Origin of the sequence: Sporosarcina limicola (assembly GCF_014873855.1) — a bacterium.
Classification (GTDB): Bacteria; Bacillota; Bacilli; order Bacillales_A; family Planococcaceae; genus Sporosarcina; species Sporosarcina limicola.
Genome location: NZ_JADBEL010000013.1, coordinates 103,605 through 116,200 on the forward strand (window position 1 = coordinate 103,605; position 12,596 = coordinate 116,200).

Consider the following 12,596-nt stretch of genomic DNA (forward strand, 5'->3'; position numbering starts at 1 on the left):
TTCAAGGGGATTTTCAATAGTTGAATGTTTATTTATTGTCTTCACCAAGGAATGCATTCAGCATCCATTGGTGTTTCTCGATGCTTTGATAGGTTGCATTCAGTAGATCTTCTGTCATACCATCACCCTTTTTTGCGGCCAAATCCATGCCTTTTTTCAAGGACTTCATAATTCCATCAAAATCTTCGGCAATTGTTTTCACCATGTCGTCCGCTTTTTCTTGTCCTGTTGCCTCTTTTACGACAGATTGTTCTAGATGTTCTTTTAGCGTTGCAACCGGGTTACCCCCAAGCGTCAAGATACGTTCAGCGATTTCGTCCATATGTAACGTCGCCTCATTATAAAGTTCCTCAAATTTCGCATGTAATGTGAAAAAATGATGCCCTTTAACATACCAATGATAGTTGTGAAGTTTTCCATACATAACCGACCAAGTAGCTACTTGCGTGTTCAATTCGTTGATGAGTTCTTTCGACATATACATACATCTCCCTTTGTATAATTCATCTCTCTGTTAATTTACCACCAAAGGCTCTACAATAAACCTATCTGTTAAATTAGGAGTCCATGCTATGAAAAAAGTTCTTATGGTTATCATTAGATTTTATCAAAAAGCGATTTCACCTTTGACACCTCCCTCATGCCGTTTCTACCCAACTTGTTCCCATTACGGACTCGAGGCGATTGACAAGCATGGTGCATTGAAAGGTTCATGGCTCGCGGTTCGCCGCATTTCAAAATGCCATCCGTTCCACGAAGGTGGTTTTGATCCTGTTCCGGAGAAATTTTATGATAAAAGTAAGGATGTAGGTCCGCTATAACTCGCGGATTTTTTTTACGGTCAAAATAGTTTTGCTCAATTGGTTGCCAAATGAACATCTCTCTTGTATGATAATAAAGTCAATTGCACAAATCGTAATGATTACTATTAAATAAAGACGGAGGAATTTATCAGATGAATAAAAAATTAGTTATGATCATTTCAATATTCACCCTCATACTTCTCACTGCTTGCGGCAATAAGGATTCAGGAAAAGACAAGCCTGCAAAAGGAACAGATGCAGATAAGTTGTCCGTTTATACGACGGTTTATCCGCTGCAGTACTTTACAGAACGAATTGGTGGCGAGCATGTCGATGTCAAATCAATCTATCCACCAGGTGCGGATGAGCATACATTCGACCCTACACAAAAAGATATGATGGGACTTGCTGACTCTGACCTTTTCTTCTATATCGGCTTAGGTTTGGAAGGGTTTGTGGAAAACGCAGAGAAAACGATGAAAGGCCAAAATGTGAAAATGGTCGCCACTGCGGAAGGCATTTCTAAGGATCAACTCGGAGAAGGTCATAGACATGAAGGTAAAGAAGGTCATGAAGGACATGACCACGGCAAAGATGGACATGAAGATGAAGACCACAGTGAAGACGGACATGATCAGGATGAAAGTCATGACCATAGCGGTCCGGATCCTCATGTATGGATTTCACCAACACTTAGTGTTGAACTAGCTACATCCATCAAAAATGCACTCGTCGAAAAATCACCAGAATTGGAAGACGAGTTCGAGAAAAACTTCGAGACACTCCAACAAGATTTAATCGAACTGGATGGCAAATTCAAAGAGATGGCGTCCAACGCACCGACTAAAACATTTTTCGTATCGCACGCCGCATTCGGTTATATTGCTAATCCATACGGACTTGAACAAGTAGCGATTGCTGGATTGAATTCTCAAAGCGAACCTTCACAAAAGCAATTGACCAAAATCGTTGAAGCAGCAAAAGAAAAAAATGTGAAGTATGTACTATTCGAACAGAATGTTTCATCGAAATTAACAGATGTCGTACGGAAAGAAATTGGAGCGGAATCACTTATGCTTCATAATCTTGGTGTGTTGACTACTGAAAATGTAAAAAATAAGGAAACTTATTTCACACTGATGGAAAAAAATATAACAATGCTGAAAAAAGCACTTGGCGGTAAATAAGTAAAGTAGGGCTGTCCTCATGAGCAATTGAGGACAACCCTTTCTTTCTAATCATTCACTTGAGTTAGTTATCTCGATTGGTGTGCTTTCCCTCTCCGTTACGTTTGGAGGTGTGGAAAAAAGTACGATGAAGTCAGATTTCCTTTATTTTAACCCCGTCCATTCTTTCAACTCTCGACGAAGTAATTTATTCGAAGCGTTACGGGGTAATTGATCAACGAATCGAAACACTTTCGGTACTTTATAGCGTGCTAACCGTTCCTCACAAAACGCTGTCAATTCATCCACTTCCAAGCTTCCTGACGCAACGATAAATGCGATTGGAACGCTTCCCCATTCAGCATGTTCTTGTCCACACACACCGACTTCCAAAATACCTGGATGCGCTGCAAGGACATTTTCAATTTCTGCTGGATAAATATTTTCTCCTCCAGAAATGATGAGGTCCGCCCGTCGATCGACGATGTACAAATAGCCTTCCTCGTCGAAATAACCGATATCACCTGTTGGCAGCCATCCGTCTTCCAACGGGTCTAGCTCAATGAAACGGCCGATATATCCTGGCGTGACATGTGGTCCGCGGATAAGTACTTCCCCTTTGTCACCAGCATTATTTGCGTCTTTGATTTTGATTTGATTAAAAAATAGGGGTTTACCTGCGGATCCTATCTTACGAATTGCGTCACTTGCCGCAAGGGTGGCTGTTTGGGAACTCGTTTCCGTCATACCGTATGTCTGAAGGACTGGAATTTTGCGATTCTGCGCCCGGTCTAAGTAATCAACAGGAACGGGTCCACCGCCTGCCAACATTGTTTTAAATGAAAGATGTGCCACTGCATCTTTTTTTTCAAGTTCTCTTAAGATCTTATCTAACGTGAGGGCAACAACGGACATCCTCGTGACCGTTCCTGTCTGAATTTCTTTTGCAGCTTGTATTGCATCAAACTTTTCATATAATCGAACTTCCATTCCATATAAGACTGAACGGGCAAGTATAGAAAATCCACTAATGTGGAACAACGGCATCGCACAAAGCCATACATCATCTTCGGCAAGTCCAAGGTTAAGTACAGAGGAAAGTGCACTTGAAACATGATTTCCGACCGTTTGACGTACCCCTTTCGGAAAACCAGTTGTGCCGGATGTGTACATAATCGTGAGGGTACGGTCAGATTCCCATTGTTCTTGAAGTTCAATTGGTTCTTCTGCACTTTCCTTTACCTTTGAAAATAGAAGTGTTTGGACATTCGATTGTGCAACATTATTTTCAAGGCCATCGAATACGAGTACTGCCGACGCACCTGAATCATCCAATTGCCACGCGATTTCTTTCTCCGTAAGTCGACTGTTCAACATGACGATTTCTAACCCCGCAAGCATGCAGGCGTGAATAACGAAGACCATTTCCGCATTCGAAGGTCCAAGTAAAGCGATGCGGTCCCCTTCGTTCAAGTCATTCGCACTTAGTTTACGTGCTAGCGTCAGTGCCCGATCTTTTAGCTGTACGAAAGTCCATTTTTCATCTCCAAAAGAGAGTGCTATTTTATGCGGCGTCAAATATGCGCGTTGGAGTAACCAGTTTGGAATCATTTTTTCACCTCCCATTATTCAGAAAAAGCTGCCCGGTTAAAGGCAGCTTTTCGTCGTCATTCATCTTCAGCACCAAGAGGCTAAAGCTTTTGTTTAGATTGATTAAGGAAAACGTGGGAATTGACCGAAGTCCGGTTGACGTTTTTCTTTAAACGCGTCACGGCCTTCTTTCGCTTCATCCGTTGTGTAATAAAGAAGAGTTGCGTCTCCCGCCAATTGTTGAAGTCCTGCAAGTCCGTCTGTATCAGCATTCATCGCTGCCTTTACAAAACGTAATGCTGTTGGACTCATACCAAGCATTTCCTCACACCATTGGACTGTTTCATCTTCAAGTTGTTCATATGGAACGACCGTATTGACAAGACCCATATCAAGCGCTTCTTGTGCATCGTATTGACGGCATAAGAACCAGATTTCACGTGCTTTCTTATGGCCGACAATGCGTGCCAAGTAACCGGATCCATAACCAGCGTCAAATGAGCCAACTTTAGGTCCCGTCTGTCCGAATCTCGCGTTATCAGCTGCAATTGTCAAGTCACAAACAACGTGCAGAACATGTCCGCCGCCGATTGCATAACCAGCCACCATCGCAACGACTGGTTTCGGAATGACCCGGATAAGACGTTGCAAGTCAAGAACGTTCAGACGTGGAATTTCATCATCCCCGACATAACCACCATGGCCACGAACGGATTGATCGCCACCTGAACAAAACGCTTTTTCGCCTTCTCCTGTTAAAACAATGACACCGATGTTTGCGTCGTCTCGTGCGCGCGAAAAAGCATCAATCAGTTCCATCACTGTTTTCGGACGAAATGCGTTGCGCACTTCCGGACGGTTGATTGTTATTTTCGCAATCCCACTATACTTTTCATATTTAATATCTTCGTATGTACGTATTTTTTCCCATTGGCGTGTCATACTATTCCTCCTCGATTTTCACACTCTGAAATATGTTCCTCTACCATTGTAGCAAACGCACGCGGTTTTTCCACGTGAATTGCATGTCCTGTACCTTTAATCGAATAATGGTGGACGTTTGGAATGAACTGCATCATTTCCCGGGCAATATTTACAAACTTCATGTCGATTTCACCCGTAATGAGTAAAACAGGGAGATTGATTGTTTCTAACTCGGCCCAATAGGATGGTTGACTACCTGTTCCAATGGCATATAGGCTGTTGGAAAGCCCCATTACACTTTGACTTAGACGTTCTTCCCGAACTGCAAGGCGTTTTTTGCAAGACAACCCTTTCTGCGAATCAAATAACGAGATACTCTCCCAAAAATCGATAAATGCCTCCATTCCACTGATCAGTAGCCTTTCCGCTAAGCGACGGTCCGCATCTTTTCGGGCTATCCGCTCCTCTTCCGTCTTCAATCCTGGAGAAGAACTTTCAAGAATCAACGTCGATACCCGTTCTGGATAATGAACTGTATAGCCGAGAGCCACGCGTCCTCCCATTGAATACCCAATAAGCGTGAAATGGTCTAACAACAGCGTTTCAAATAATTCCTCAAGATCCTCGATTTGCTGCTCCATCGTATAACGCTCAGCATCTTGCGGAACGGTGGATTTACCATGCCCAGTCAAATCTACGGCTATAGTTCGGTATTTCCCTTCAAGTAACTTTGAAATTTCACGCCATGTTGCGGTACTCCCTGTAAAGCCATGCAGGAAAACGATAACAGGCAAGTTTTCATCACCGTTGATTTCCATATGTAGTTCAATTCCTCGGACTCGTAGTCGTTTGTCATTCATGCTGATCGAGCCTTTCGGTAATTTGTGTCCACAAATCCCGGTGTGCTTTCACATTTACCTGGCGATTTGTAAACACTTCAATGATCCTCACCGGCTTGTTTTTCGGGCGCCTTAATTCTTCGCTAAACACTTCAGGGGTTTTGACAGCTGCATACTGGGCATCATACATGGCCGCAAGATGGTCGAATGTTAATCCTGTCGGCGTACCAAATAATTCTTCAAAATAATTGCCAGATTCCGCTTGTGGGAGATAAGAAAAAATTCCGCCCCCATCGTTATTGATAACAACAATTGTCAAATCCATTTCGTGAAAACGGCTAACAATAAGACCGTTCACATCATGTAAAAATGACAAATCTCCGATAAGTAACCAAGCCTTCCGCTTCCGTGCGACCTGAATTCCAAATGCCGTTGATACAACACCATCAATGCCATTCGTTCCTCGATTCGTAAAAATGGATATATCTTTCGTCGTTTTTCTGAAAAACGTATCGACATCGCGGATTGGCATACTACTTCCACTTACGAGATCGCTACCGTTTGGAAGATGCTCAAACAATAGTTTCGCATAGATTCCTTCATTCCCAATAACGCCTTCATATCTGTCTGTAATTGCAGTTGCTTTGTTATTAGCCACCGCCCACAGCTCCATATAGGATGTTCTGGGTTTATCCACCACAACTCCAAAGACGGCCTCAGGTGACGCTTGGATATGGTGCGTGACTACGCCAAGTGAATCTCTAAATTCCGGTGATTCATCGACTGCAAGGACTGTCGAAGGTCGTACCTTTTTCAAAAAAAGTGATAAGGGCTTCGACACAGGTTGCGCACCAAATCGAATTACCGTATCAGGAACTGCCTGCCCACAGAACATACTACTTTTTAACAACGCATCATATTGATCGATACAAAGTTCCGTACAACTCGACGGTACTTCAGCACGTAGATTGGACAATGGATCACATAACACGGGCCAATTAAGAGCTTCCGCAAACTTCCAAAATGTCTTTTTGTCGAGATCAACCGGCATTTCCCCAGCAATAATGATTCCCTTTTCTGATTTAGATAGTAAATTCGTAATTTGTTGTCTAGTGGATGCATCTAATACAACGGACCCGGTAATTCGTTTATGGAATGTCGCTATCGGTGCTTCCCTTTCAAAATTAATGAGAAGTGGTTCACGAAATGGTACATTCAAATGTACTGGCCCATAGGGAGTGGATGTTGCGACTGCCAAGGCACGGCTTATATGCCGATCTATGAAGTCGTCGATGTCCGAGTTATCTTCCGCCAATGGAAAATCGAAACTATATTTCACATGATTGCCATACATTCGTATCTGATCGATTGCCTGGGGTGCGCCGACTTCCCTTAATTCATGCGGGCGGTCTGCTGTAATGACGACCAGTGGAATACGCGCATAATAAGCTTCCGTAATTGCAGGGTGATAATTCGATGCCGCTGTTCCTGACGTACAGAGCAGAACGACAGGGTTGCGGGATGCTTTTGCAAGTCCAAGTGCGAAGTAAGCCGCTGAACGTTCATCAACCTGCATATAAACATCAAGGTTTTCCGTTGACGCGAATGCGTAAGCGAGCGGGGTTGAACGTGAGCCCGGGCTTATGACAACCGCTGTCACACCGGAGTTCATCAAAGCCCCCGTCATTCTCCGAACATAATCGGTCAAAACTGCGCGATTATCCATTCAATTTCCCTCCAAGCGCACGCATGATTGGCCTAAACTTCACCCATGTTTCCTCATATTCCTTGTCGGGTTCGGAGTCTGCTACAATCCCACCGCCTGCATATAAATAGGCAGTAGCGCCATCCAATAAAGCAGAACGGATTGCAACGGCAAATTCCCCGTCACCAGAGGTATCCGTCCAGCCGATTGGCGCAGCATAATAACCACGATCCATATTTTCCTCATTACGAATTATTTCCATTGATACTTCTCTCGGAACACCACCAAGCGCTGGAGTTGGATGTAGGGCTTCTATAAGACGAAAAATATCGATTCCCCGCTCCAATTGCCCTTCAATCGGTGTGATCAAATGCTGAATATCACGAATTTTCATCAGCTTCGGTACCTTTGGAATTTCCACATCTGAACAAAATGTCTGAAACACCTGTGAAATCATATCAACAACATATTGATGCTCCTCCTTATTTTTATGATCCTCCAACAACTCTTTACCCAGTTCACGATCCTCGGCAGCAGACTTCCCACGTTTGCTGGATCCAGCAACACAGGACGAATAAGCTCGTCCATTCGCTATTTCAATTAATCGTTCTGGCGTGGCTCCAAAAAATAATTGTCCTTCTTTTTGTAAGCCAAAATGGTAACTTTCCTGCTGTTCGTTTGAAATATGTTGAAGCGCGATAACAGCTGGCACTTTCTGTTCAAAGTTAAGTTTCACTGAACGTGCAATAACAACTTTTTCAGCCTCACCATTATTGATTTTCTTTGTCACATCGGCCACGGCATGCATATACTGTGCCTTCTCAACTTCTTCGACCCAGATAACTTCCGGTTTTGATAAAACATCGAATTCTTCCACCTGTGCGATATGGATAAGACGATCTCTCTCATCACGTAACCTGTCAAATTCCTTCATCGCATCATCCGTTTCCGTTACAAGATTGATGGAAATGCTTGTCCTGCCATTTTTAATGGTTAACTGAAATGATGGGACTACGAAATGAGCGGACGGAAAAGAATTCCACTCTGACTCCTTCTTATTTTTCGGATCAAAAGAAAATCCTCCGAAAAGAACTGGTTCCATATCCTTTTCTTCTTTTATGAGAGCGGCACATAGCTTTTTCCAACCAGTAGATATATGTGTGAAACGATTGTTTACGCTATTACTAGTCAATACTGTGGCATGTCCAATTCCAACGAGTGTTAGTGTTTTATCTGCATTTTGCCAATAAAAACGTTCATCCTTATAACTGGAATCTCCCGCTTCAAAAAACGCAAGTGGTGAAATTCGACCCACATCGATCGTTTCCGTAAAAAATCGTAATTCATTCTGGCTGATTTTCAATTGGGGGTTACGGGTTGCGGTTAACTTCCGATTCATTATTTTCCCTCCGTACATTCTTTCAACATATATAGAACTTATACCTATATTCTATCATACTGAACTCTTATTGTTGCAGCACATAATAATCAGGTAATATGTCCACTTCTACAATTTTAGAGTACAATGGATAAAGTGATACTTCAAACAGAGGGGGTTTCCTTATTCCCCTCTGTTTGTTAGTGGAACCATTCGGACTTTATGGCGGAATCGAATTTTATTCTGCCAGTTCTTCGGGCCGTTAATCCCCCACTTAGGCTTCTTCGTATTTCCAAAAACCTTGATGCGGTGGTCTTACTGCCCGTTAACGCGGTATAAAGTTAATAAAACAATAAGGAGAGAACCATTTTGCAACAGACAATTAAAGCAGATACTGGCTGGCGGATTTGGTGGCAACTTACACGACCCCATACACTGACAGCAGCCTTTGCACCCGTATTTCTTGGTACGATGATTGCATTAACTTACGGGGGAATTAATTTCCCTTTATTCTTCGCTATGCTAATCGCAAGTGTACTCATCCAAATGGCGACAAATATGTTCAACGAATACTACGATTATAAGAGAGGGCTTGATACGGAACAGTCTATCGGTATTGGAGGTACGATTGTACGCAACGGCATAAAACCTAAAACCGTATTGAATTTAGCTTTCATGTTGTATGGTATTTCCGTCCTCATCGGCATATACATATGCATAGAAACGTCCTGGATGCTGGCACTCGTTGGCGTGCTGTCCATGATGGTAGGCTATTTTTATACTGGTGGACCTTATCCCATTGCTTACACTCCGTTCGGAGAACTGTTCTCAGGTGTTGTCATGGGAATGCTCCTTATTCTCATCGCATTTTACATACAGACAGAAACTGTAACGACACAAGCGATTCTACTTTCTATTCCAAGTATGCTACTTGTTGCGGCAATTATGTTGGCAAATAATATACGCGATTTGGATGGGGATAAAGAAGGCGGAAGAAAAACACTAGCAATCCTCGTTGGCCGTTCGAATGCAATTTCGATTTTAGCGCTGTTTTTCGTCATTTCCTATAGCTGGATTATCGCGTTAATTATTTGGGGCCATCTTACGCCATGGGCACTTCTTATTGTCCTTAGTATTCGAAAACCAGCTAAAGCCGTCACTGTGTTCCGTAGATATCTTCTTCCATTGCAAGTGATGCCTGCCATGAAAGATACTGCTGTAACAAACACTTTGTTCGGATTACTGCTAGGCATTGGTATCCTGCTAGGTCATTTGATTTGATTGATAAACGAAAAGCTGGAAATACTGATTGAACTCAGTGTTTCCGGCTTTTTTCACTAATTCACGTAAAAGGTAATAGCTGAGCATTTATGCGTCATGAATGAGCATACTATGAATATTAACCTAAAGGGACGTGATTAATGTGCTAAATGATAAACAGAAAACCACTCTTAAAAACGAATTACTCGAAATGAAGGAACAATTGACCAAGACAGAAGAAACAACAGAAATCAAGAATAGTGCACAAGAAGATGTAGGAGAACTGTCGATGTATGATAACCATCCAGCTGATATGGGCACAGAGCTATTTGAACGGGAAAAAGATATGGCACTGAACATACATGCAGGCTCTGAGTTAGAAAAAGTCGAGAACGCCATACAAGCTATGCTGGATGACACATATGGGAATTGTGAAGTATGTCAAAAGGACATTCCATTCGAACGGCTCGAGGCAGTTCCACACACGACTCTTTGCATCGAGCACGCTACAGAACAGGAAGTACCGCATGACCGTCCTGTCGAAGAGGATATTCTTATCATGGCTAATCCGAATTCATTTGCTGATAGAAGATCCGGCGCAGCACGTGATGGCCAAGATAGTTTCCAAGAAATCGCAAAATCCGGTACATCAGAAACCCCTTCAGACTTCATAGGGGACCATGACAGTTATAATACGCTGTATGATAATGAAATTCAGGACGGCGCTGTAGAGGAAATCGAGGAATTTGTGAGTAGCGATAGTAGTGGTAAACCATCCGGATTCGTTAAGTCGGATGCATTAGAACAGTATGAAGTGGAATTAGATGATGAAGAAATAAAATTCACTCTAGGGGACATTCCACATTCTCAGGAGGAAAGCCATGACAGTCCGATCGCGCCATGACAGTTTTCGCGATTGCCCTTACAGTTTCACGGATTGCCATGACAGTTCCGCCGAGCCATTACAGTTTTCGCGGTTGCCCTTACAGTTTCATGATTTGCCATGACAGTTCGGCCGAGCCATTACAGTTTTACCGGTTGCCCTTACAGTTTCATGATTTGCCATGACAGTTCGGGCGAGCCATGACAGTTTTCGCGATTGCCCTTACAGTTTCATGATTTGCCATGACAGTTCGGCCGAGCCATTACAGTTTTCCCGATTGTCCTTACAGTTTCATGAATTGCCATGACAGTTCGGCCGACCCATTACAGTTTTACCCATTGTCCTCACAGTTTCTCGATTTGCCATGACAGTTCGGCCGAGCCATTACAGTTTTCCCGATTGTCCTCACAGTTTCTCAATTCGCCATGACAGTTCGGCCGCATCAGGATAATCTCGAATAATTCCGCAACAAAAAAAGATAAACTCTTCGTTAAAATAACGAAGAGTTTATCTTTTTAAATGTATGACCCCTACGGGATTCGAACCCGTGATACCGCCGTGAAAGGGCGGTGTCTTAACCGCTTGACCAAGGGGCCAAAAAAAAATATGGCGGAGAAGGAGGGATTCGAACCCTCGCACCGCTTTCGCGATCTATACCCTTAGCAGGGGCACCTCTTGAGCCGCTTGAGTACTTCCCCGTAAAAAATGGCTCCGCAGGTAGGACTCGAACCTACGACCGATCGGTTAACAGCCGATTGCTCTACCACTGAGCTACTGCGGAATGGTGGGCCTAAGTGGACTCGAACCACCGACCTCACGCTTATCAGGCGTGCGCTCTAACCAGCTGAGCTATAGGCCCTCTTGGAGCGGGTGAAGGGAATCGAACCCTCATCATCAGCTTGGAAGGCTGAGGTTTTACCACTAAACTACACCCGCATAAATATGGTGGCTCAGGACGGAATCGAACCGCCGACACAAGGATTTTCAGTCCTTTGCTCTACCGACTGAGCTACTGAGCCACATTTGATTTGTGTTAAGTTAAGAATCTCTTTGTCAGCTTCATATGCTTAGTTAGTTACGTAAGTACGCTTCTTTCCTCGCCCAATTACTTCCTAGAAATTCATGCTTATCTCAAATCACTATGTACTAAAAAATAAATGGCGGTCCCGACCGGGATCGAACCGGCGATCTCCTGCGTGACAGGCAGGCATGTTAACCGCTACACCACGGGACCATTTGGTTGCGGGGGCAGGATTTGAACCTGCGACCTTCGGGTTATGAGCCCGACGAGATACCACTTCTCCACCCCGCGACAACAATATAAGCTATTTAATTTTCTTACACCACTTTTAAAAATGGAGGAGGTAGAGGGATTCGAACCCCCGCGGGATTTGACTCCCCTGTCGGTTTTCAAGACCGATCCCTTCAGCCGGGCTTGGGTATACCTCCATGGCTACATATAATAGTGGTGGACCTTGCAGGACTCGAACCTGCGACCGGACGGTTATGAGCCGTCTGCTCTAACCAACTGAGCTAAAGGTCCTTGAAGATGGCGGCAGAGGGGATCGAACCCCCGACCTCACGGGTATGAACCGTACGCTCTAGCCAGCTGAGCTACGCCGCCAGGATCTTTATATAAGTTGTTTTGGTGGAGCCTAGCGGGATCGAACCGCTGACCTCCTGCGTGCAAGGCAGGCGCTCTCCCAGCTGAGCTAAGGCCCCAGAAAATGGTCGGGAAGACAGGATTCGAACCTGCGACCCCTTGGTCCCAAACCAAGTGCTCTACCAAGCTGAGCTACTTCCCGTTAAATATTGTTAGCTATTTTCGTAACACTTCGTGCTGGCGAAAAAGCTTTGATAATGGCGCGCCCGGCAGAAGTCGAATCCACAACCTTCTGATCCGTAGTCAGACGCTCTATCCAATTGAGCTACGGGCGCATCGAAATGAGACTGTATATTGGTGCCGAGAACCGGAATCGAACCGGTACGGTAGTCACCTACCGCAGGATTTTAAGTCCTGTGCGTCTGCCAGTTCCGCCACCCCGGCA

At 44.1% G+C, this 12,596-nt stretch carries 10 protein-coding genes and 15 tRNA genes; 4 read left to right on the plus strand and 21 right to left on the minus strand.

Annotated elements, in window-relative coordinates; translation table 11 throughout:
• Window positions 1-28: 28 nt before the first annotated feature.
• On the minus strand, window positions 29-478 hold the full coding sequence (locus H4683_RS12515; RefSeq protein ID WP_192599172.1) for a Dps family protein: 450 nt from the start codon (window positions 476-478) through the stop codon (window positions 29-31).
• 94 nt (window positions 479-572) lie between these two features.
• Here H4683_RS12515 and yidD point away from each other — a divergent pair, with 94 nt between their 5' ends.
• Both yidD and H4683_RS12525 read left to right on the plus strand, forming a co-directional pair.
• Window positions 573-821 (plus strand): membrane protein insertion efficiency factor YidD, encoded by a 249-nt coding sequence (gene yidD, locus H4683_RS12520; RefSeq protein WP_192599173.1) that lies wholly within the window; start codon window positions 573-575, stop codon window positions 819-821.
• Window positions 822-955: 134 nt separating this feature from the next.
• Window positions 956-1,990 (plus strand): metal ABC transporter solute-binding protein, Zn/Mn family, encoded by a 1,035-nt coding sequence (locus H4683_RS12525; protein ID WP_192599174.1) that lies wholly within the window; start codon window positions 956-958, stop codon window positions 1,988-1,990.
• Between the two features lie 144 nt (window positions 1,991-2,134).
• Here the strand turns inward: H4683_RS12525 and H4683_RS12530 are convergent, their stop codons facing one another.
• From H4683_RS12530 to H4683_RS12550, 5 genes are all read right to left on the minus strand, one after another.
• Window positions 2,135-3,580 carry an o-succinylbenzoate--CoA ligase gene (locus H4683_RS12530; protein ID WP_192599175.1) on the minus strand — a complete coding sequence of 482 codons (1,446 nt, stop codon included), beginning with the start codon at window positions 3,578-3,580 and terminating at the stop codon, window positions 2,135-2,137.
• A gap of 102 nt (window positions 3,581-3,682) precedes the next feature.
• A complete protein-coding gene (gene menB, locus H4683_RS12535; protein ID WP_192599176.1) occupies window positions 3,683-4,501 on the minus strand; it encodes a 1,4-dihydroxy-2-naphthoyl-CoA synthase in 819 nt (272 codons plus the stop codon).
• The gene (menH, locus tag H4683_RS12540; protein ID WP_192599177.1) at window positions 4,498-5,343 is read right to left on the minus strand and encodes a 2-succinyl-6-hydroxy-2,4-cyclohexadiene-1-carboxylate synthase; all 846 of its coding nucleotides are present in this window, start codon (window positions 5,341-5,343) and stop codon (window positions 4,498-4,500) included. Before menH ends, menB begins: the two co-directional genes overlap by 4 nt.
• On the minus strand, window positions 5,336-7,048 hold the full coding sequence (menD, locus tag H4683_RS12545; RefSeq protein WP_192599178.1) for a 2-succinyl-5-enolpyruvyl-6-hydroxy-3-cyclohexene-1-carboxylic-acid synthase: 1,713 nt from the start codon (window positions 7,046-7,048) through the stop codon (window positions 5,336-5,338). The genes menH and menD overlap by 8 nt, the downstream gene beginning before the upstream one ends.
• Window positions 7,041-8,426 carry an isochorismate synthase gene (locus H4683_RS12550; protein ID WP_192599179.1) on the minus strand — a complete coding sequence of 462 codons (1,386 nt, stop codon included), beginning with the start codon at window positions 8,424-8,426 and terminating at the stop codon, window positions 7,041-7,043. The genes menD and H4683_RS12550 overlap by 8 nt, the downstream gene beginning before the upstream one ends.
• 348 nt (window positions 8,427-8,774) lie before the next feature.
• Between H4683_RS12550 and H4683_RS12555 the strand changes: the two genes are divergently transcribed.
• Window positions 8,775-9,686 carry a 1,4-dihydroxy-2-naphthoate polyprenyltransferase gene (locus H4683_RS12555; RefSeq protein ID WP_192599180.1) on the plus strand — a complete coding sequence of 304 codons (912 nt, stop codon included), beginning with the start codon at window positions 8,775-8,777 and terminating at the stop codon, window positions 9,684-9,686.
• Window positions 9,687-9,828: 142 nt separating this feature from the next.
• A complete protein-coding gene (locus H4683_RS12560; RefSeq protein ID WP_338062465.1) occupies window positions 9,829-10,569 on the plus strand; it encodes a TraR/DksA C4-type zinc finger protein in 741 nt (246 codons plus the stop codon).
• 503 nt (window positions 10,570-11,072) lie between these two features.
• Here H4683_RS12560 and H4683_RS12565 read toward each other — a convergent pair.
• The 15 genes from H4683_RS12565 to H4683_RS12635 all read right to left on the minus strand — a co-directional run bounded on the left by H4683_RS12565 (window position 11,073) and on the right by H4683_RS12635 (window position 12,595).
• Window positions 11,073-11,144: transfer RNA gene (locus H4683_RS12565), tRNA-Glu, on the minus strand.
• A gap of 11 nt (window positions 11,145-11,155) precedes the next feature.
• Window positions 11,156-11,246, minus strand: a tRNA-Ser gene (locus tag H4683_RS12570).
• Window positions 11,247-11,254: 8 nt separating this feature from the next.
• Window positions 11,255-11,329, minus strand: a tRNA-Asn gene (locus H4683_RS12575).
• 1 nt (window position 11,330) lies between these two features.
• Window positions 11,331-11,407, minus strand: a tRNA-Ile gene (locus H4683_RS12580).
• 3 nt (window positions 11,408-11,410) lie between these two features.
• Window positions 11,411-11,484, minus strand: a tRNA-Gly gene (locus tag H4683_RS12585).
• 7 nt (window positions 11,485-11,491) lie between these two features.
• Window positions 11,492-11,567: transfer RNA gene (locus tag H4683_RS12590), tRNA-Phe, on the minus strand.
• A 139-nt stretch (window positions 11,568-11,706) separates the two neighbouring features.
• Window positions 11,707-11,782: transfer RNA gene (locus H4683_RS12595), tRNA-Asp, on the minus strand.
• A 3-nt stretch (window positions 11,783-11,785) separates the two neighbouring features.
• Window positions 11,786-11,860 (minus strand) — tRNA-Met (locus H4683_RS12600).
• Between the two features lie 44 nt (window positions 11,861-11,904).
• Window positions 11,905-11,997, minus strand: a tRNA-Ser gene (locus H4683_RS12605).
• Window positions 11,998-12,014: 17 nt separating this feature from the next.
• Window positions 12,015-12,091, minus strand: a tRNA-Ile gene (locus tag H4683_RS12610).
• Between the two features lie 7 nt (window positions 12,092-12,098).
• Window positions 12,099-12,172, minus strand: a tRNA-Met gene (locus H4683_RS12615).
• Window positions 12,173-12,194: 22 nt separating this feature from the next.
• Window positions 12,195-12,270: transfer RNA gene (locus tag H4683_RS12620), tRNA-Ala, on the minus strand.
• Between the two features lie 6 nt (window positions 12,271-12,276).
• Window positions 12,277-12,353, minus strand: a tRNA-Pro gene (locus H4683_RS12625).
• Between the two features lie 56 nt (window positions 12,354-12,409).
• Window positions 12,410-12,486, minus strand: a tRNA-Arg gene (locus H4683_RS12630).
• 20 nt (window positions 12,487-12,506) lie between these two features.
• Window positions 12,507-12,595 (minus strand) — tRNA-Leu (locus tag H4683_RS12635).
• Between the last annotated feature and the right edge of the window lies 1 nt (window position 12,596).

Excerpts from the sequence above, each read along its gene's own strand:
- H4683_RS12515 (WP_192599172.1), bottom strand. The coding sequence starts at position 478 with ATGTCGAAAGAACTCATCAACGAATTGAACACGCAAGTAGCTACTTGG.
- menD (WP_192599178.1), bottom strand. The coding sequence starts at position 7,048 with ATGGATAATCGCGCAGTTTTGACCGATTATGTTCGGAGAATGACGGGG.
- menH (WP_192599177.1), bottom strand. The coding sequence starts at position 5,343 with ATGAATGACAAACGACTACGAGTCCGAGGAATTGAACTACATATGGAA.
- H4683_RS12550 (WP_192599179.1), bottom strand. The coding sequence starts at position 8,426 with ATGAATCGGAAGTTAACCGCAACCCGTAACCCCCAATTGAAAATCAGC.
- yidD (WP_192599173.1), top strand. The coding sequence starts at position 573 with ATGAAAAAAGTTCTTATGGTTATCATTAGATTTTATCAAAAAGCGATT.
- menB (WP_192599176.1), bottom strand. The coding sequence starts at position 4,501 with ATGACACGCCAATGGGAAAAAATACGTACATACGAAGATATTAAATAT.
- H4683_RS12530 (WP_192599175.1), bottom strand. The coding sequence starts at position 3,580 with ATGATTCCAAACTGGTTACTCCAACGCGCATATTTGACGCCGCATAAA.
- H4683_RS12525 (WP_192599174.1), top strand. The coding sequence starts at position 956 with ATGAATAAAAAATTAGTTATGATCATTTCAATATTCACCCTCATACTT.